The organism is Streptomyces solicamelliae, from assembly GCF_045348655.1.
Classification (GTDB): domain Bacteria; phylum Actinomycetota; class Actinomycetes; order Streptomycetales; family Streptomycetaceae; genus Streptomyces; species Streptomyces solicamelliae.
On record NZ_CP160404.1, the window covers coordinates 5543867 to 5563519 of the forward strand.

Annotated in this window: 10 protein-coding genes; all 10 read left to right on the top strand. The window is 75.4% G+C overall.

What is annotated here, in order from left to right; translation table 11 throughout:
- The first annotated feature begins 186 nt into the window (after positions 1-186).
- The 10 genes from ABZO31_RS25700 (at position 187) to ABZO31_RS25745 (ending at position 19642) form a co-directional block, all read left to right on the top strand.
- On the top strand, positions 187-933 hold the full coding sequence (locus ABZO31_RS25700) for a Crp/Fnr family transcriptional regulator (protein WP_406863642.1): 747 nt from the start codon (positions 187-189) through the stop codon (positions 931-933).
- Positions 934-1012: 79 nt separating this feature from the next.
- Positions 1013-1855: a hypothetical protein gene (locus ABZO31_RS25705; RefSeq protein ID WP_406863643.1), complete on the top strand. Its 843-nt coding sequence runs from the start codon at positions 1013-1015 to the stop codon at positions 1853-1855.
- Positions 1852-4206: a hypothetical protein gene (locus tag ABZO31_RS25710; protein ID WP_406863644.1), complete on the top strand. Its 2355-nt coding sequence runs from the start codon at positions 1852-1854 to the stop codon at positions 4204-4206. Before ABZO31_RS25705 ends, ABZO31_RS25710 begins: the two co-directional genes overlap by 4 nt.
- Entirely contained in the window at positions 4203-5552 is a 1350-nt protein-coding gene (locus ABZO31_RS25715; protein WP_406863645.1) for a hypothetical protein, read from the top strand. Before ABZO31_RS25710 ends, ABZO31_RS25715 begins: the two co-directional genes overlap by 4 nt.
- Positions 5549-6052, top strand: coding sequence for a Pycsar system effector family protein (locus tag ABZO31_RS25720; RefSeq protein ID WP_406863646.1), 504 nt, complete (start codon positions 5549-5551; stop codon positions 6050-6052). The genes ABZO31_RS25715 and ABZO31_RS25720 overlap by 4 nt, the downstream gene beginning before the upstream one ends.
- 8 nt (positions 6053-6060) lie before the next feature.
- The gene (locus tag ABZO31_RS25725; protein ID WP_406863647.1) at positions 6061-8505 is read left to right on the top strand and encodes a VWA domain-containing protein; all 2445 of its coding nucleotides are present in this window, start codon (positions 6061-6063) and stop codon (positions 8503-8505) included.
- Positions 8506-8566: 61 nt separating this feature from the next.
- A complete protein-coding gene (locus ABZO31_RS25730; RefSeq protein ID WP_406863648.1) occupies positions 8567-12685 on the top strand; it encodes a tubulin-like doman-containing protein in 4119 nt (1372 codons plus the stop codon).
- A complete protein-coding gene (locus ABZO31_RS25735) occupies positions 12682-15156 on the top strand; it encodes a hypothetical protein (protein ID WP_406863649.1) in 2475 nt (824 codons plus the stop codon). Before ABZO31_RS25730 ends, ABZO31_RS25735 begins: the two co-directional genes overlap by 4 nt.
- Positions 15153-17327 (top strand): hypothetical protein, encoded by a 2175-nt coding sequence (locus ABZO31_RS25740; protein ID WP_406863650.1) that lies wholly within the window; start codon positions 15153-15155, stop codon positions 17325-17327. The genes ABZO31_RS25735 and ABZO31_RS25740 overlap by 4 nt, the downstream gene beginning before the upstream one ends.
- On the top strand, positions 17327-19642 hold the full coding sequence (locus tag ABZO31_RS25745) for a hypothetical protein (RefSeq protein ID WP_406863651.1): 2316 nt from the start codon (positions 17327-17329) through the stop codon (positions 19640-19642). Before ABZO31_RS25740 ends, ABZO31_RS25745 begins: the two co-directional genes overlap by 1 nt.
- Positions 19643-19653 lie beyond the last annotated feature (11 nt).

The following is a 19653-nucleotide window of genomic DNA, read 5'->3' on the forward strand; positions in this document are numbered from 1 at the left end:
TCGTTGCGCGGATCTGTGCCACCGCCTAGCGTTCTTCACCCCACTGCGTGACGCAGCGTCAACACTGTGACTGCGCACGGCGACCGAGGTGGGACCACACACACGAGGCGCCAGTGGCCGCGCTCTGTCCGCATACCCGCGGACACCGCCGCCGGCCTGCTGGAACCGCACGGGGCGAGGTGACGGATGAGCCTGTTCGACCAGGACCGCCCGTTCCTCGACGCCCTGCCGCCCGTCGACCGCACCGCCCTGCTCGCCGAGGGCCGGCCGCGCCACTACGAACCCGGCGAGGTGCTCATACGTGAACGCGACACCACCGCCCATGTCCTCGCCCTGCTCTCCGGCTGGTCCGTCGTCTCCGTCGAGACCGAGCGCGGCGCCCGGCTGATACTCGCGCTGCGCGGCGCCGGCGACCTGGCCGCCGTCGACCAGCGCCCCCGCAGCGCCACCGTCACCGCCCTCGGCCGCGTCGAGGCGGTCGCCGTCCCCGGCGACCGGTTCCGCCGCTTCCTCGGCGCCCGGCCGCACGCCACCGCGCTCGTCCTGCGCCAGCTCTCGACCCGGCTGCGCAGCGCCGACGTCGAACGCCGCGCGCTGGCCTCCGAGACCGTCCTGCAGCGGCTCGCCGCCCGCCTCGTCGAACTCGCCCAACGGGCCGGCCGGCGCGGCGAGTCCGGCACCGTCCTGGAACTGCCACTGCCCCAGCACGACCTGGCCTCGGCCATCGGCGCCACCCGCGAGGCGGTCGCCAAGGCCCTGCGCCTGCTGCGCGAACAGAACGTCGTCCGCACCGCCAACCGGCGCGTGATCGTCACCGACATGCCCCTGCTGCTCCTCCTCGCCCGCGACGGCCGGCCCCCGTCGGCCGGGCCCGCGAAGGGCCACGGAGCAGCACCCGACGGACCGGCGGAGAAAACCCCGCCGGGTGTGTAAACGGCTACATCGCCGGCCGCCGGACGCGGCCAGGCTGGACCTGTCACCACAGCGACACGGCACACAGGGAGAGATCCGAGTGAGCAGTGCGGGAGCCCTCACGGGCACGGAAGCCGGCGCCGGCGCCCTCCACAGACTCGTCGTCTTCGGGGACGCCGTGGGTTCCGGGACGCTGGGCATGGACGCCAAGCGGCGGCTGCGCGCCGCCATGTACGAGGCGTTCGGCGAGGCGTACGCCGCCGTCGGCGTCGAACCCGGCACCGTCCACCAGGAGGACCGCGGCGACGGCATCCTCGGCGCGCTCCGCCCCGACATGCCGCCGACGCTCATGGTCGGCCGCTGGATCGACACGCTCTACGAGTGCCTGCGCGAGTACAACGCCGGCCGCGAGCAGCGGCTCCGGCTGCGCGTCGGCATGAACGCCGGACTCGTCCTCGACGACGGCCGCGGACTCGTCGGCCGCGCCGTGGACCTGGCCTGCCGGCTGTGCGACAGCCCCACCGCCAAGGAGATCATGACCGCCGAACCGACGGCGGACCTGCTCGTCGTGGTCTCGGGCTGGCTGTACGACAACGTGGTCGCCGAAGGCGGCCGCTACGTGGAACCGGGCCACTACCGGCCGGCCCGGGTGCGTTCCAAGGAGACCGACGAGAACGCCTGGTTCCACATTCCCCGCAGGCCCGCGCCGCCGCTCGACGAGCACGGCGCGGTGCTGCCCGCGGGATCCGAGACCGGCGGTGGACCGTCGACGGGGGACGGCCCACCGCCACCGAGGACGCCGGAGAACGCGCCGCAGCCCATCGGCGGCCGCCAGTACCACGTCGGCGGCGACCTGGCCGTGTTCGAGGGCAACGAGATCCACGGCGACGTCGCCGGCATCGTCAGGAACGGCGGCCAGAACGGCAAGGGGAAGCCCGCATGAGCGACGAGGACGAGGTCCAGGGCCCCGACTCCGGCAGGGACGACTCCCCGCAGTCCGAAGGCGGCACGGCAGACGCCTCCGACAAGAACGCGGAGAAGAGCTCCGAGAAAGGCTCCGACAAGGGCCCCGACAAGGGTTCGGCCAAGGATGGCGGCGAAGCCCCGCCGCCCGAGGCCAACCCCTTCGACCGGGCCGGCCGCAGCCCCCTCGACGGCGCCGGCGGCACCGGCGGCTCCGCCACCGCCCGCGCCGCCCGGCACGCCCTCGCCGCCGGCCGGACGTACTCCATCGGCGGCGACGGCCAGGTCATCGAGGGCAACACCTTCATCAACTGGGGCGGCGGCCCCGCCGACTTCGTCCAGGGCGCCGTGCCCCGCGAGACCCTCGCCCACCTCGACGACGTGTACTGCGAGGTCGCCGGCTACCAGCGGATGAAGGAACTCCTGCGCGCCCAGCGGGTCCTGGTCCTGTGCGGCGAACCCGGCAGCGGCCGCGAGTCCACCGCGCTCGCCCTGCTCGCCGAGCTCACCGACGACAAGGTCAGCCGGCTGGACCCACGGCACGCCGTCGACGAGATCACCGCCGAGGCCCTGGAGGAGGGCACCGGCCACCTCCTGCGACTGCCCTCCGACGACGGCCGCGGCGACGCCGAACCGCGCCGCGACCGCTCCGGCGAACGCCGCGAGCCGCACCGCACCCCGGTCCGCCTCGCCGAGCTGCACCTCGACCGGTTCGCCGAACTGCTGTGCCGCAAGGAGGCGTACGGCATCGTGGTCGTCGAGAGCGGCGACCTCGCCGACCGGCTGTCGCGCGGCCGGTACGGGGTGACCTGCCCGCCCCCGCCGTCCGCCGACGTGCTCCACCGCCACCTGCGGGTCCTGCTGCGCGGCGAACCCGACGAGGCCCTCGAGCGGGCGCTGCGGCTCGCCGCCGACCCCGAGGTCACCGACGCCCTCGGCCTGGAGGAGTTACGCCCGCGGGAGGCCGCCCGGCTCGCCGACCACCTGGCCCGGCACCAGAAGGACGAACTCGGCCACGAGCAGCTCCTCGAGGACTGCGCCACCTTCGTCCGGGCCCAGGCGCGCGCCTGGTTCGCCGGCGCCGACCGCCCCGGCAGCCTGCCCGAGGCGCTGCCCGCGCTGAACACCGCCGCCTTCCGCATCGCCGTCGCCGTCTTCGACCGCTCCGCGTACAGCATCACCGCCGAGGCCGCGGAACTCCTCGCCTGGGAGTTCGCGGTCACCCTCGACCCCGAACAGGCCGCCGGGCGACGGCTGTTCGGCGGTCACACCGAGAACCGTCCGGCGCTCGCCCGGTCCGTCCTGGAGGACGGCGAGATCGACCTCGGCACCGCCAAGGTCCCGACGCTGGCCGTCCGGTTCCAGGGCAAGGCCCTGGCCACCGCCGTGCTCGGCGAGGTCTGGCACGGCTACCACAACGTGCGCGGCCCGGTCTGCCGCTGGCTGCGGGCGCTGTGCGACGACCCGCGGCCGGAGGTCTGGGTCCGGGCCTCGATCGCGGCCGGGGTGCTCTGCTCCTGGGACTGGATCCACGGCTACCGCGAACTGATCGGCCCGATGGCCGCCATGGACAGCCCGGTCGCCCGGATGGCCGCCGCGACCGCGCTCGCCGAGGCGGCCCGCAACCCGCGGGTCCGGCCCGCCGTCGTCTCCGTCCTCAAGGACTGGGCGGCGAGCGACGACGCCGCCCTGCTGGAGTCCGCGCTGCTCACCCAGGGCTATGTGCTCGCCGCCGGCTCCGTGAGCGGCTCGCTCGACGCGCTCGCCCGCGTGGTGCGCGGCCGCGAGCCGACCGACACCGAGGTGCTCGGCTCGGCCGGGTTCAGCGTGATCCGGCTGCTCGCCTCCGGCGAGCCGGGGCCGGTGGTGCGGCGGATGCACGACTGGCTCGGCGACGGACGGATGACCCTGGCCAATCTCGTCCTCGTCTCCACGATCAACACCCTCACCATGCGCACCACGTACCTCTGGGGCCTCCGCGACGTTCCCGCACTCGAACCGCACGCCGCCCGGCCGCTCCTCGTGGCCCTGCTCATGACCCGGCCCGACCTCGCGCCCGCGCTGGCCGAGCTGGTCCGGCGGGCCCTGTCCACCGCCCGCTCCGGCGAGGCGGCACTGGACGCCATGGCCGTCCTGGTGCGGCGCGCGGCGAAGGACGGGGAGGCGCTGGACGCGGTGTGCGGCTTCCTGCCGCTGATCGCGGTCAGCCGGCGCGACCGCGACCGGCTGCGCGGGCTGCTGAAGGAACTGGTCAGCGACAGGGATCGGCCGCTCGACAAGACGGCGGCGGGCCACATGTGGGACGCCGTGACGGAAGGGGCGCGGCGATGAGCGCGCAGAACCAGAACCAGAACAACGCGCAGAACCAGAACCAGAACCAGAACAATCAGAATCAGCGACAGAACAACCAGAACCGCAACAACCCGAACTCGAATTCGAACCGGAACCGGAATCTGCAGCAACGGCAGAACCGGAACGCCGCGCCCGCCCCGCACTCCGCCGCCCGGCAGTCCGAGGCCGAGCGCATCCTGGGCCCGCTCAAGGGCTTCTGCGAGCCGCCGTTCAAGCGCACAAGCGCCGAGATCGCCGCCGTACTCATGTACCGCAACGGCGGTCACCGCATCGTCTGGCCCGACCGCCACGAGGACACCAACAAGCCCCTGCTCGGCAGCCCGTACACCTACGGCGAGGTCCAGCTCGGCCGCCATGTCACCGAGTTCGAGCTGGCCCTGCCCGCCGCCGGGGACGGCGTGTTCTTCCAGGCCATCGCCCGCGTCCAGTGGGAGGTCGAGGACCCGTACCTCGTCGTCACCCAGCAGGTGCGGGACGTCGCCGAGCTGCTCCACGACGATCTGCTCGACGGACTGCGGTCGGTGTCCCGCCGGTTCCGGCTCACCGAGGCGCAGCGCGCCGACGAGGCCGTACGCGACGAGATCGCCACCGGACGGCTCGCCCTCGGCCGCGACCTCGGGCTGCGCACCCGGGTGCGGGTCTTCGTCGACCTCGACCAGGGCATCCGCGAGGAGGTGTTCCGGCGCGACGCCATCGACGTCACGATGCAGACCCACGAGCGGGTCGCCGAGGCCAACCGCCGCAAGGAGGAGGCGGATCGCCGGCTGATCGCGGACCGGGCGCGCGAGCTGGAGGAGATGTTCCGGCGCGGAAGCATGGCCGAGATCGCCCATCACATGGCGATGAACCCGGACAAGCAGTGGGAGATCCGCCGCGAGCTCCAGCACGAGAAGCGCGAGGGGCAGGCGGACTTCCTGGCCGTCTTCAACCGGCTGCTCGACACGGGTGTCCTGGAGCGCCACGACATCGGCGAACCCATGTACCAGGTCCTGGAGTTCCTGCGGCAGAGCACCGGGACCGTGCTCGGCGGCGTGGCCGGACATGTCCTCAACCCGCCCCGCAGCGGCGGGCGTTCGCGCCGCGAGCTGGACGAGGGCAGTCGGCCGGAGCCGATCAGCCCGCCCTGGGACGACGAGGAGCGCGGGGACGACGCGTACGGCGACGACGCGTACCGAGACCGGGACCGCGACCGGGACGGGCACGTCTACGAGCCCACCCGCGTCCAGTCCTCCGCCGAACGCGACCGGGACCGCCGGCGCGACCGTGACCGTGACTCCGGCCGCCGCAGCCACAGCGAGGACTTCGACGACTGGGACGAGGAATGAGCACCACACCGGCCACCGACCCCGCCCGCCCCGGCGCCGAGGACGTGCGCTTCATGGCGGAGCGGCTGCTGACCACCGTCCGCGAGGACATAGGCCGCGCCGACACCAAGGCGGCGATCATGCTCTCCGGCGGCATCGCCTTCCTCGCCGTCGTCTTCTCCCGGGACGGCGCCTCGCTGCCCACCGCAGGACCCGGCCTGTGGCTGCTGACCGTCGGCGGGCTGCTGTGGGCGGCCGGGATCCTGATGCTCGTCTCCGTGATCCTGCCGCGCACCCGGCTGCACGCCGACCGCACCCTGCTGCGCGATCTCGCCGCCGGCTCCCCGGCCGGCGAACTCCTCGACCGGCTGCGGGCGTCCGGGGAGGACGCCACCGGCTGGCTCCTGGACCAGGCGAGCGTGCACGGCTCCGTGCTCGCCGCCAAGTACAAGTGGCTGCGTGCGGGCGTCTGCTGCCTCGTGCTCGGCGCGCTCCTGGCCCTTCTCAGCGAACTGTGGTGAGACCGACGATGCAGTGGAGACTCAGGCCCGCCGCCCTGGCCCTCGCGGGCGCGTTCCTCGCGCTCGCCGGCCAGCTCGCCGGACCCCTCGGCGCGGCGCCCACGGCGGCGCAGCGGCAGGCCGCCCCCGCCGACGGCCCCGACCCGGTCGACTTCGCCGTCGTCGTCGACCAGTCCGAGAGCCTCGCGCCGGAGGACCTCGCCCGCGAGGTCGAGGCCGCCGCGCTGATCGCGCAGGGCGAGATATCCGAACGCTCCCGGGCGACCGTCATCGGCTTCGGCAGTTCCGAGAAGCCCGGCCAGTCGCCGGTACGGGAGGTCTGCCCGCGGACCGTCGCCGACGCGGCCGGCCGGCAGCGGCTCAGCGACTGCGTGCAGCAGCTGACGAAGCGCGACTCCCGCGTCGGGCCCGGCACCGACTTCCCGTCCGCGCTGCGCCAGGCCGTCACCCGGCTCACCGAGGACGGCCGCACCGGCACGCACAAGGTCGTCTTCCTGCTCACCGACGGCCGTCTCGACGTGAGCGGCAGCCCCGAGTACGGCTCCGACCCCGCCAGCCGTCAGGCCAACGGCGCCAAGCGGCTCACCGACGAACTCGCCCGCGCCCGCGCCGCGTCCGTACAGATCTGGCCGCTCGGCTTCGGGGAGAAGATCGACCGGGCCGCGCTCAGGGCCATGGCCGCCGGCGGGTACACCGGCGGCTGCGCCGACCGGCCCGAGACCCGCCCGAAGATGCGCGTCCTCAAGACCTCCGCCGGCATCGACCGGGCGCTCCAGGAGACCTTCGCCCACGCCCGCTGCGCGCAGTTCGCCCCCGGCGACACCGGCCGGCCGCCCGCCGACCTGACCGTGACCATCCCGCCGATCGCCACCGACGGCTCCCTCACCGTCGCCAAGCACGACCCGAAGGTCACCGTCACCTACTTCGACCCGCTGGGCCGCAAGGTGCCCGTGCGCGACACGTTCGACGGCTCCTCCTTCGAACTCAGCGGCCAGGACGGACCGGTCGAGGCCCTGCGGGTCACCAACCCGCTGCCCGGCAGGTGGCGGGTGCACATCGAGGCCCCCGAGGGCCACCGCGACCGCGAGGTCGGGGTCAGCGCCATCTGGCAGGGCAAGCTCCGGTCCGCCGTCACCCTCGACCCGGCCTCGCCGCGGGCCGGCGAGAAGGCCGTGATCGAGGTGCGGATGCAGACCCGGCGCGGCGTCGTCATCACCGACCCCGGCCAGCTCTCCGGCATCGAGGTCCGGGCCAGGCTGGCCGGGGACGGCTTCGCGCCGGTCACCGTTCCGCTCGCCGACGACGGCAAGGGCGCCGACCGGAAGGCCGGCGACGTCCGCTACACCGGCTTTGTCACCGTCCCGGCGGGCGCGAACGGCGATCTGGAGCTCACCACCCTGATGAGCGCGCCCGGCGTCACCTCCGACCTCCGCCCGCTGCACGCCCGGACGACCCAGGGCACCCCGCAGGTCACCGCCGGCCTCACCGTCGACCGTGCCGCCGTGCACCCCGGCGACACCCTCCGGGGCACCCTCGACCTCACCAACAACGACACCGCCCCGCACACCCTGCGGCTCGCCCTCGAGGACATCGCGCCCGGCGTCGAACTCCGCGTCGAACCGGCCACGGTCACCGCCCCGCCGGGCAAGCGGAAGGTCGACTTCACCGTGACCGTCGGCGCCGGCAGCAGCCCGGTCGGCGAACTCGGCGGCCAGGTGGCCGTGCTGGACGCCGACGACGACGGCCGCACGCTCGACACCGCCTTCCTGGAGGTACGCGTCGAGGCCCCGCCGACCTGGTGGGAGAAGTGGTGGGGCGCGGTGCTCGGCGGCGTGGCCGTCCTGCTGCTGCTCGGCGCGTTCCTCGGCGTACGGATCGCCGCCCGCCGCCGGCGCCGCGACCTCACCGGACTGCGGCTGGTCCTCTCCCGCGACGGACGCGAACTCGACAGCCGGACGATCCACGCGGGCCAGAGTGCCGGGGGCGAGTACTGGTTCACCGTCGACGACGTCGGCGGGGCCGCACCCACCCTGCGCCGCTCCCGCTCCGGCGCGGCCGGGGCGCACCGGCTGCGCCGCACCGGCGGCGGCGAACTCCTGCTCCGCGCCCACCGCGGCCGGGACACCGCGGTCCGCGCGGGCGACCCCGTCGACCTCGGCGACGACTGCACCCTGGTCGTCCAGGGCGTACGGCCCGCCGGCCGCCGTACCACCGCCTCCGGACCGTCCCGGCTGCTCGGGCTGCTCACCGGCCTCGGCCGCCGCGGCCGCCCGCCCGGCCCGCGGGACCCGCGCGGCGGCTGGACCCGCCCCGGAAACGGCGACCGGGACCGTACGGGCGACCGGGACCGCGACCGGTCGTCCGGCGGCCGCGACGACCGCGAGCCGGGACGCACCCCTCCCCGGACCGACGAGCACCCGGCGGGAGCGGGCACATGGGACCCCGACTTCTGACACGACCGAGCCATCACCGCACCCGCACCACGCACCAGCACGCGCTCCAGGGGGAGACGACATGAAGATCTACCAGCCCATGCTCTTCGTCGGCCTGGGCGGCACCGGCGGGCGCATCGGCAGCGAGCTGGAGCGCGGACTGCGGCGCGAACTGTGCGGCCCCGACGGCACCGCGCTCGTCGACGGCGGCCGCCGGCTGCCGTTCCAGCTGCCCGACTGCCTGCAGTTCGTGTACGCGGACTTCAGCGAGGCCGAGCTGCTGCGCCAGCCGCAGTTCCGCGCCAAGGGCGCCGAGGGCGCCGCGTACGCGCGGACCTCCCGCATGGTCCGCGACCTGCTGCCCACCGAGTACGACAGCTCGCCCGAGGTGACCCGGATGCTCCGGGTCGCGCTGCACGAGGAGACCCGTACCTGGCTCCCGCCACAGGCCCGCCAGCCCCGCGTCGCCCCGCTGCACAACGGGGCCGGGCAGCTGCCGACCGTCGGCCGGGCCGCCCTGTTCGCCACCATGCGCACCGGCCTCGAGCCGGTGCTGCGGCAACTGCGCGAGGCCATCGGCGCGATCGGCAACTCGGCCGGCGACCTGCAGCGGGTCGGCGGCGGCCGGATCCGCGGCTGCGACGTCTTCGTCGCCTTCTCCGTCGCCGGCGGCACCGGCGCCGGCATCTTCTACGACTTCATCCACCTCATCGGGCACGAGTTCCGCAAGTCCAAGGTGCCCGGCGTGAAGATCTACCCGCTGGTCGTCATGCCGTCCGCCTTCCCACCCGAGGCCGGCGGCGGCCGCGAGGCCGAACTGAACTCCGCCCGCGCCCTGGTGGACCTGTCCCGCCTCGTCGACGACCAGAACGTGCCGGACGCCCTCGCCGAGGTCGGCGACGTCGAGCAACGCGGCCGGATCAGCGTCCACTACCCCGGCGACGGGGTCGTCGCGCTGCGGCCCTCCACCGTCCAGACGGCGTTCCTGTTCTCCAAGCCGGCCGTCATCCGCACCGAGGACCTGCGCCGCTCCATCACCGCGATGGTGATGTCCCTCGTCGGCACCGAACTCAGCGAGGACAGCGGGGCCGCCGCCCGCGCCGACGACGACTATCAGTCCTTCGCCGCGAGCTTCATCAACAAGAGCGTCGAGCGCTCCACGCCCGCCCGCTCGGGCATCGGCTACCGCGGCATGTCGACCAGCCTCGCCGCCTCCCTCACCGTCCCGGTCGACGACCTCGCCGAGATCGTCGCCGCACGGCTGCTCGCCCAGGCCGTCCGCGGCATGACCGAACGGGCCCGGCGGCCCGCCGCCGACGCCGCCGAACAGGTCCAGGACCTCTTCGGCCGCTCCGGCGTCGGCCGGCTCTGGACCCGCGAGGCCCCCGACATCGAGCCTCCCGAGCAGCTTCCCAAAGGCGCCAGAGCCATCAGCCAGGCCCTGCGCGACCGGATCGGCGACATGCAGGACGCCCTGCAGCGGCTGGAGCGGGAGCTCGCCCGCGACATCCCGCGGCTCACCGAGGACTTCAAGCCCGGCACCGGGGCACGCGAACTCCTCGCCCGGATCGACCCGTTCCAGCTCGAGTCGGTCCTCGCCGGTCTGCCCGGGCACCCGAACCGCATCGGCCGGGCCGGCTTCACCGGCATGCTCGACAACCGCAGGAACGACCCCGAGCGCCCGCCGCACATCCAGGTCGCCGCCCCGCACATCCCGCGCATCAAGGGCGGCGTCGGCGGGATCGTGCCCGCCCGGTGGAACGACCCCGACGTCCAGGAGGCGCTCGCCGAGCAGGACGCCTGGTACCGCTGGCGCGCCAACGCGCTGTGGCACCGCGGCTGGCAGACCGGCGAGAGCCAGTGGCGGCCCCCGCTCACCCGCGTCACCGCCGAACTCGCCGAGCTCACCAAGGTGCTGCGCGCCCATGAGCAGGACGAGGGCAAGCTGTTCGCCGACCGGCGCCGCGAGCTGTACCGCGACGACCGCACCGGCATCGCGTACCTGCTGCCGCCGCAGAACAGCCTGCGCGCGTTCTACGACGACGTCCTCGACCGGCTGGTGCAGAGCGAGGGCCTGCCGGAGAACACCGACGCCGCCGGGCTCCTCGACCGGATGCTGCGCACCGAGGACTGGCTGCGCGCCCTCGACGCGGTGCGGCGCTCGCCCGGAGCGGCGGTCAAGGAGATCAAGCAGGTCGTCGAGCAGCGCGTGAAGAAGCTCTTCGGCGAGGCCAACGAGGACCGCTTCTCCCGGCCGTTGCTGCCCTCGATGGGCCTGCTGCTGCGGGCCGCGGCCGGCGACGAGTCCGCCGAGTCGAAGGTCGACCCGCGCTGGCTGGAGCAGTTCCGCTCCCGGCTCGCCGGGCTGCTGCCGGTGGGCTTCACGCCCGACGGCAGCGGGCCGATGAAGATCCTCATCGTCCACCCGGCGACCGAGGCCGACAACCGGGCGTCGAACCATCTCGCCCAGGAGCTCAACCTGCCGGCGCGGGCCGCCCAGGAGTACCGGGCGGTCGACACCGAGTCGATCACGGTCGTCCTCTTCCGCAGCGGCATGAACCTGACCGACATCTCCGAGGTCCGCGGTGTCCTCAAGATCTGGTCCGAGGCACGGGAGTCGGCGGGCGAGGACGACTTCCTGCACTGGCGGCAGCGGCTCGGCCACCAGGACGACTGGCTGGTCAGCACCGAGGAGGACCGGCAGCGGATCCTGCACCGGCTGCTCTGCGCGATGTGGAACGGCCGCCTCGAGATCGAGGGCCCGGCGGAATCGCCGGACGTGGTCCGCATCCGACTCCAGGACGGCGAGTCCGCGACCATGTCGCTGCGCCTGGAGGGCTTCGACGGCTCCCTGTCCAGCTGGGCCGGGCTGCTGCGCGAGTACGAGCGCTGGGCGCTGCTCGACGAGGGCCAGATCATCGAGGACTTCTGCGAACGCCTGATGCGGACGCTGCCGACGGGCCTGTCGACGACCCCGATCGCCCCGTCGCCGCTGTTCGCGTACTTCGTCGAGAAGGTGCTCCCGCGCCAACTGCGGCTCCTCGACGAACTCGCCCTGGAGTACGACCCGGACGACCAGGAGTGGCTGGCCCCCCTGCGCCGCTTCTGGGAACAGACCGTGCCGGGAGCCCTGGACATGCGCTTCTCCGGCGGCGCGAAGGCCACCCGCCCGACCCTCCGCGCCCTGTACGACCGCCACGCCCCCGACCCCTCCCAGGAACGCCCCCGCCGCCCCCGCCACGACGCGGAACCGGACGACTACGACCGCCGGGTCCCGCGCCAGCGCGAGGACGAACGCACCCGCCGCGAGGACCCGGCGGGGCGACGGGAGGAGGACCGGGGCCGTTGGGACGAGGACCGCGACCGCCGGTACGACGAGCGCGGCCGGTGGGACGAGGAACGAGGACGGCGTGAGCGGGACGACGACGCCGCCGAACGGTCCCGTGCCGGTGCACGGCGGGACGCGGAGTACGGGCGCACGGACGGCGGACGCAGCCGGGAGGAGGACCGCGCGCGGCGCGGGTTCGGCGAAGTCCGCGAGGAGGACAGAGGGTTCCGCGGAGCAGGCGGTGAGCCGCGCGGCGGAGGAGAGGAGGACCGGGCTCGGCGTGGGTTCGGCGAAGCCGGTCGGGACGAGGACGGTTTCCGTGCGGCCGGCGGTGACGGGCGTGGTCGTGGGGAGGAGGACGGGGCTCGGCGTGGGTTCGGCGAAGCCGGTCGGGATGAGGACGGTTTCCGTGCGAGCGGCGGTGACGGGCGTGGTCGTGGGGAGGAGGACGGGGCTCGGCGTGGGTTCGGCGAAGCCGGTCGGGATGAGGACGGTTTCCGTGCGGCCGGCGGTGACGGGCGTGGTCGTGGGGAGGAGGACGGGGCTCGGCGTGGGTTCGGCGAAGCCGGTCGGGATGAGGACGGTTTCCGTGCGGCCGGCGGTGACGGGCGTGGTCGTGGGGAGGAGGACGGGGCTCGGCGTGGGTTCGGCGAAGCCGGTCGGGACGAGGACGGTTTCCGTGCGAGTGGCAATGACGGGCGTCGCCGAGGGGACGACGAGCGGGCCGGTGAGGACGGGGCGTACGAGGGTGGGTTCCGTGCGCGGCGGGACGGCTTCGAGGAGGCCGACGGGGCCACCGGTCGGCGGCGGCACGAGGCCGACGAGCCGGAGAGCGAGCGGTACCCCTGGTCGACGGACGGGGAGGACGCGTGATCGTTCACACCCCGCCCGGGCACGCCGTATGCCTGGACCTCAGGGATCCCGCGGCGGACGTCCAGGCGGCCCTCGACGTCCCTCAGCCCGGCCGTGACCGGCGGTTCATCGTCGTCGACGACGCGGACCGGATCGTCGCCCACCAGCGTGAGTACGAGCAGCTGTCCTCCTACGGCCCCGCCCGGATCGTCTGCCTCGCCGTCGGGGCGAACGGCGAGCGGACGCTGCGCCGTTCGCTCACCCTGCGCCCGACGAACGCCGGCGTGCTCTGGCTGCTCGACCCGCACGGGGGCGGCAACCGCGCCGGCGACCCCGACGCGGCGCTGCGCCCGCTGGTCGACGTCCTCGCCCCGCCGGACGTCTTCGACGCCCTGCTCCGGGCCCTCGGCGGCGTCGTGCACGGCGTCGCCGTCCCCTCCGTACGGCTCCTGGAGCACGACCTCACCGACGAGGCCAGGGCCCGTGTCTGGCGCCAGGCGCTGGAGCGCCTCGCCGGACCGGACGCGCCCGCCCAGGGCGGCGGCGAGCCGCCGCCCCCCGCACTCGCCCCGCTGCTCGACGACTCGCTGCCCGCGAGCCTGGCCGGCCACGACTGGCTGCCGGCCGGCGGCCGGGCCGGGGCGCGGCTGCGGGACTGCGTGGCCGCGCTCGCCGACGTCGTCGCGGACTGCGAGCAGATCCGCGGCCCGGCCGGGCTGTTCACCGGCGTGTCCCGCGCCCCCGACCTGCCCGGCGGCCTGGAGCGGCTCGCCGAGGCGCTGACCCGGTTCCGGAACACCGTCGCGGACGCCTTCACCGCCGCGAGCGGTCCGCGGCTGACCGCCGAACACCGCGCCCGGATCCAGGAGTTCGGCATCGCCCTGCCCGAACTCCCGCCGGAGGTCACCCGCGCCGGGGTCGTGCCCGGCCTGCGCGACCACACCGAGGCGCTGGTCGCCCGCCCGCTGCCGCTGCGTTCGGTCGCCGCGCGGCTCGCCGCGCTCTCCGCCCGCTCGGCACCGGCGGGCAGCGCCGCCCGGCTGGCGCGGCTCGACGAGCTCTGCGACCCCGGCTACCTGCGGCACCTGGCGCGGCCCGTGCCGTTCACGGCGGGCGGCTCGCGTCCGGTCGCCGCCGTGGTCACCGGCGTACTCGCCTACCTGGCCGGGCTCTGGCCGCTGCTCGGCTGGGGCCTCGGCCCGGTCGCGGGGCTCCTCGCCGCCGGACTCGCCGTGCTGGTGCTGCGCCGCAGGCCCAGCCGCTCGCCCGGCGGACGGCTCGACGGCGGCGGCTCCACCGGGGCGGCGCCCCGCCTGTTCGGGGGCGTCCTCGGCGGCCTCGCGGGGGCGGCGACCGGCCAGTTCCTCGGTCCGCCCGCCTGGGCGGGAGCGGCCGGACTGCTCGTCGGGGTCCTGACCATCCTGCTGCTCGCCGTGCGCGACTGGAGCCGGGGCGTCGACGACTGGTGGACCCGTACGGACGCCGAGTACGCGGGCCGGATCACCCGCGACGTCCAGGCCCTGGTCGCCGAAACGGCCGTCCACGACTGGCTGTTCGCGGAGGTGCGCCACCACTGCTCGGACGCGTCGGGCACGCTGGCGCACCTGCTGCGCCGCCTGGCCCGCACGGCGGACGACCACAACCGCCCATGGACCACCGCCCCTTCCGCCCCCACCGCCGAGAAGCCCCCTGGGGCGTCCGACTCCTGGGACGACTGGACCGACTGGGACGACGCCGCGGACGCGTGGTCCGACGGCTCCGCGGACGCCTGGGACGAGCCGTCCGGCGACACCTGGTCGTCGCCCGGGACTGCCTCCGACCGCACGGACGGACGGATCGACGGCCCGCCCGACGGCCCCACCCCACCTCACCCCACCGTCCCCCACCCCCGCCGTCCCCTCCACGCCGACACGCTGCCCTCCTGGCTGGAGCGGCAGCTCGGGGACGGGGGGCCCGCCCTGCTCGACACGCTCGTCGACGACCTGGTGCAGGGCACCGTGCTCGTCCTCGACGGCTGTTGGGCCGGGCTCGAGCGGGACCCCGCGGGCGTCACCGGGGACGCGTTCGACGCGCCGATGGGGCAGCTGCTCGACGACACCCACGAGCGGCTGCTGCGCGACGCGGCCGCCTCCCCGCCCCGGTACGCCGCCGACCCGCACGACCGCCCCGACGCCGCCCGGCTCACCGGCGTGGCCACCGACCGCGTCGCGCGGCTCGTCACGGCCGAGGACGCCGAGCAGACCGTCCCCCTCTGCGGACCGGAGCATCGGCGGCTGCTGTCGCAGGACCCGTCCGCGGTGCGCCGCGTGGCGTTCGTGCCCGAGGCGATGCGCCGCGACGCGGGACGGGACGAGCAGCGCGACGGCCGGCTCGGCGCGGCCGAGGACGTCGTGTGGACGCCGGGCGGCCGGCACGCCGGTGTCGTGCACCTCGTCCCGCTCCGCGCGGACGTGGTGCGCACGGTCAGGGAAGAGGAGAGCGAAGCACCGTGAACACCCCCAGCCCCACCCCCAGCCCGCCCCCCGGCACCACCGAAACCGGCTCCTCCTTCGACTTCCTGACCCCGCAGGAGACCCGCGTCCGCGTCCCCGCCCCCGCGTTCGGCCCGGACCGCCCCGCGCCCGGCCGCCCCGGCGTGCTCGCGCGCCCGGTACGGCTAGACGCGGGCCGGACGGCGGTCCAGTACCGCATCCCGGTCTCCGCGCACGGCGCCCCGCACGCCTTCGCCGGCCTGGAGCGCGAGGCGGCCGCCTCGGTCGCGCTCGAACGCCGCCACGGCGGCGGCGCGCACGCGCACCTCTTCACCCGGCTCGTCGGCTACGACCTCGACGCGCCGGAGCCCTTCCTCCTCTACCGCATGTCCCGCGACGAACCCCTCACCGCCTGCTCCGGCGCCCTCGGCGGCGACCAGCAGCACCAGGTCATGGAGGAACTCACCCTCGCAGTGCGGCTGTTGGAGGATGTCGGGCTCGTCCACCGGGCCCTCGCCCCCGACACCGTCCGCTGGGACGGCCGGCACGTCCGCCTCGCCGAGCCGTACGCGGCCCAGCGCTCCGGCGACCCGCGCGAGCCCTTCGGCGCGGCCCCCTGGGCGGCGCCGGAGCAGCGCGAGGGCCGTGGGACGGCCGACCCGCGCGACGACCTGTGGTCCGTCGCGCAGGTGCTGTACTACGTGGTGTCCGGCCGCGCCGGAGCCGGCACCGGCCCGCCCGCCGACCTTCCCGACCTCCGCCGGCTCGCTCCCCTCGACCGCGCCCGGCTGTACGCGCCGAGGGCCGCCGACCGCGCCGCGCCCGCCGAACTGCTGCGGCTCGTCCCGGTCGCCGACCCGCTGGTCACCGCCGCCGCGGCCGCCGATGCGCTGGGCCCGCGCCGGGCCGAGTTCGACGCCCAGCTCGCCCGCAAGCGCGCCCGGCGGGCCGGGCTCGGTCCCGAGCAGGCCGACGACGACGGCGCGGAGGCACTCGAATGGGTACCCCCCGCGCGCCGTTCGCTGCGCGAGCGCCTGTTCGGCGGCCCGCCGGCCGCCCCACGGCCGCCCCGGCCCGCCGCGGACTCCGCCTTCGACCCGCCGGCCGGACCGCCCGCCCCGCCCGTCCCCGACCGGGGCAGGCAGTGCCCGCACTGCCTGCTGCCCGTCGAGTACGACGAGAGCCTGCTCGTCATCATCGACGCCAAGGGCGACCGCATCCCGCTCGACCTGAGCGCCGAACACCGCCCCGCCCACCGCCAGGACGCGCTGCGCAAGGCGTACCACCGCTGCCCGCACGCCGACGGCGAGCAGGCGCACGAGCTGCCCGTCCCGTACCTCACCAACGGCGAACCCCTGTCGATCGCCCTCGTGGGCAGCTCCTCCGTCGGCAAGACGCACCTGCTGGCCGCGATGCTCGGCGAGGTCGAGCAGGGCGGTCTGGAGCCGTACGGGCTGAAGTGCCTGCCGCTCAACCCCGAGGACCACCGCACCTTTCTGCGCGACCGCGTGCAGCACCTCCAGCAGGGCCGGCAGCTCGCCCGTACCGGCCAGCAGACCTTCGCCCGCTTCGCGGACGGGCTGCTGGTCTCCGCGCCCGGCACGATGCCGCGGCCGGTCGTGTTCTTCGACCTCGCCGGCGAGGACCTCGCCCAGGACGGCGAGGTGACACGGTTCCTGATGGGCGTCGACGCCTTCGTCTTCGTCCTGGACCCCCTGCGGGCGCTCGGGCTGCCCTCGCTCGACCCGGTCCGCGCCGAGCAGCGGCTGCCGCTGCGCGACCTCGGCGACGAGGCGTTCGCCACCGTCCTCAACCGCGTGCCCCGCACCGGCGGACACGTCACCGCCCCGGCGGCCCTCGCCGTCAACAAGAGCGACCTCGTGCGCTTCGAACCGACCGTCGACCGCTGGCTGGGGCGGGCCCTGCCGGCCCGCTTCGACGCGGCGGCGGTCCGCGAGGAGAGCCGGGACGCGTACGCGTTCCTGGCGCACCACGCCAGCTCCGCCTGGCTCAAACCGTTCGACGACTGCGCGCGCTGCACCCTGCACTTCGTCGCCGCCACCGGCGGCCGGGCGAAGGACGACCGGTTCCCGCACGGAGCCCGGCCGCGACGGGTGCTCGCGCCGCTGCTGTCCGTCTTCGCCATGTGCGGGCTGCTGCCGGGTACGGAGTCGAGAGAGGTGGGATTCTGATGGCCCGTCCGGAGAAATGGGTCGACCAGATCGTCTTCCGCTGGGACGCCGAGAACGCCTCCGGCACGACCGGCTTCGGGCCGGTGGCCTGGTCCGGCTCGCGCGAGCAGGTCGAGACGGTCTTCCGGATCACCGGCGCGATGCTGCGGGCCGGCGGGGACGCCGGGGGAGAGGAGACGCGGCCGGCGCTGGTCCGCGTCGAGGACGCGGGCGGGCGGGTGGTGCTGGTGCGCCGGGCTCCCGTCCAGGAGGCCGGCGGCCGGGCCGGTACGGTCTGCCACGTCCTGGCCGGCACCAGCGAGGTGCTCGACCCCGACACGTGTCTGGGCCTGCACGCCTGGGACTGGTCGGGCGCGGCGGAACTGCCGCTCGCGCGGGTGCGCGGCACGCTCGACCGGGTGCCGGAGGCCGAGTTGATCCGCTCCGCGGTGGTCGGCCAGGAGCGGCTCACGGCCGGGCTCGCCCGGCACCGTGACGAACTCGCCGGCGCGGTGGCGGAGTTGCTGCGGCACCCGGACGGCCGGTTCACGCTCCTCGACCGGAGCGGTGGGGCGGGGGCCTGCGGGGTGCTGTTCGGGCTGCACGGGATCTTCGGCAGGGCCGTGCCGTGGCCGTGGACCTTCGCCACCCACGACACCGCCGAACTGCCCAACCTGCGGTACGTGTTCGTCGGCCGCTGGGCGGGAGCGGCGACGCGCAGCACGGACCGCCGCCGCACCGACCCGCTGGAACTCCTCGACGACCGCGCGGCCTCGGTGGCCCGGGGCCTGGTGGCCCGCCATCTCGACGGCCTGGAACGCGGCGACGGCGCCGAGTTCGAGGTCGCCGAGGCACTGGCCATCGTGGCGGCGGAACGCCGCGCCCCCCTCCTGGACACGGCCACCCGCGCCCTCCTCTCCCTGACCCCGGCCCACCCGTCCCCGCGGGAGCACCCGAGGGGCGGCGAGCGATCGGGGTCGCACACCCGAGGCGAGAAGCAGGCTCCGTACGCGGCCGGGGACGGGCAGCCGGATCCCTACCCGCGCTGCGGCGAGCAGCCGGACCGGAGCCGGGACGAGCCGCCCGAGCCGTACGCGCGTGACGCCGAGCGACGGGACGCGAACCCGGCCCGCGCCGAGCGGTCGGAGGCGTACTCCGGCACGGCCGAGCGCACGGATCCGTATGAGGCCCGCGCCGAGCGGCATGACCTGTACGCGGGTACGGCCGAGCGGCCGGACGAGTACACCGGCACGCCCGGGCGCCCGGACCCGTACAGCGGCACGCCCGAGCGCCCGGACCCCTACTCCGGCGCGGCCGGGCGCCCGGATCCGTACGGCTCCGGCACCCGGCCGGCGCAGGCGGCACCGAGCGACGTTGGAGACCTCGCCCGCGTGCGGGAACCGGCTCCGGCCCAGACCCCCTACGCGTACGCCTCCGCGCCCGGGGCCGCCGTCCCCGCCGGGGCGCGGTACGGGGACGGGTACGCGGTGCCCGCGAAGGCGTCGCCGCAGGGAGCCGCCCCCGCCGCCGGGCCGTTCGCGAGCGGGGTGCCGCGGGCCGAGGCCGAGTGGGGTGCGCCCGCGGCGAAGCGCGGTGTGCGGGGGCGCTCGGTGCGCGGGGACGCCAAGGCGCTGCGGCTCGTCATCGAGTACCCGGACGACCCGCGCGTCCCGGCCGCCGTGCCGCGGATCGGGGACGACGAACTGGTCGAGACCGTGTACAGCCACCGGCTGCCGTACCGGACCACGAGCCTCCTCCTGGCCGAGGCGGCTCGCCGCCTGCCGCACTGGAACCGCGACCGTCGCAGGGAGTTCTGCACCGCGGTCCTCACCCGGGAGCTCTTCGTGACCGCCGAGGCCCCGTCCGACGCCGTCCGCGCGGCCAACGCCGCCGCCCTGTACGGCTGGGCCGTCCGTCCCCACGCGCACGAACCGGAGACCGAGGCCCGCCTCGCGGCCCTGCTGTCCCGGCTCGGCAACGGGCCCGCGCCCGCCGGCCGCGCGGCCGTCGCCCGGATCCTGGAGGAACCGGAACCGGGCCTGCCCGAGGCGGTCTGGCTCGCCCTGCTCAGGGAGGCGTACGCCCGCCCGCCCCAGGCGTGGAAGACACCGGCACCCGTACCGGCCCAGGCACCACCGCCCCCACCCGCCCCCTCCGCACCCGTTCCGCCCCCGCAGCCGCCACCGCCGCCCGCACCCCCCGCCCCCGCTCCGGTGGCCCCACCTCCCTATCAAGCCGAACCTCTGCCCAGGGATGACCGAAACCTGGTGTTCGCCCTCATCGGAGGGCTGCTTGCCGTCTTCCTGCTCGTCATCGTTCTGATCGCGGTGCGATAGCGGTTCGCCGC

What these genes read in the sequence shown, in the direction of transcription:
- ABZO31_RS25730 (WP_406863648.1), top strand. Translation starts at nt 8,567, where the DNA reads ATGAAGATCTACCAGCCCATGCTCTTCGTCGGCCTGGGCGGCACCGGC.
- ABZO31_RS25725 (WP_406863647.1), top strand. Translation starts at nt 6,061, where the DNA reads ATGCAGTGGAGACTCAGGCCCGCCGCCCTGGCCCTCGCGGGCGCGTTC.
- ABZO31_RS25715 (WP_406863645.1), top strand. Translation starts at nt 4,203, where the DNA reads ATGAGCGCGCAGAACCAGAACCAGAACAACGCGCAGAACCAGAACCAG.
- ABZO31_RS25700 (WP_406863642.1), top strand. Translation starts at nt 187, where the DNA reads ATGAGCCTGTTCGACCAGGACCGCCCGTTCCTCGACGCCCTGCCGCCC.
- ABZO31_RS25710 (WP_406863644.1), top strand. Translation starts at nt 1,852, where the DNA reads ATGAGCGACGAGGACGAGGTCCAGGGCCCCGACTCCGGCAGGGACGAC.
- ABZO31_RS25720 (WP_406863646.1), top strand. Translation starts at nt 5,549, where the DNA reads ATGAGCACCACACCGGCCACCGACCCCGCCCGCCCCGGCGCCGAGGAC.
- ABZO31_RS25745 (WP_406863651.1), top strand. Translation starts at nt 17,327, where the DNA reads ATGGCCCGTCCGGAGAAATGGGTCGACCAGATCGTCTTCCGCTGGGAC.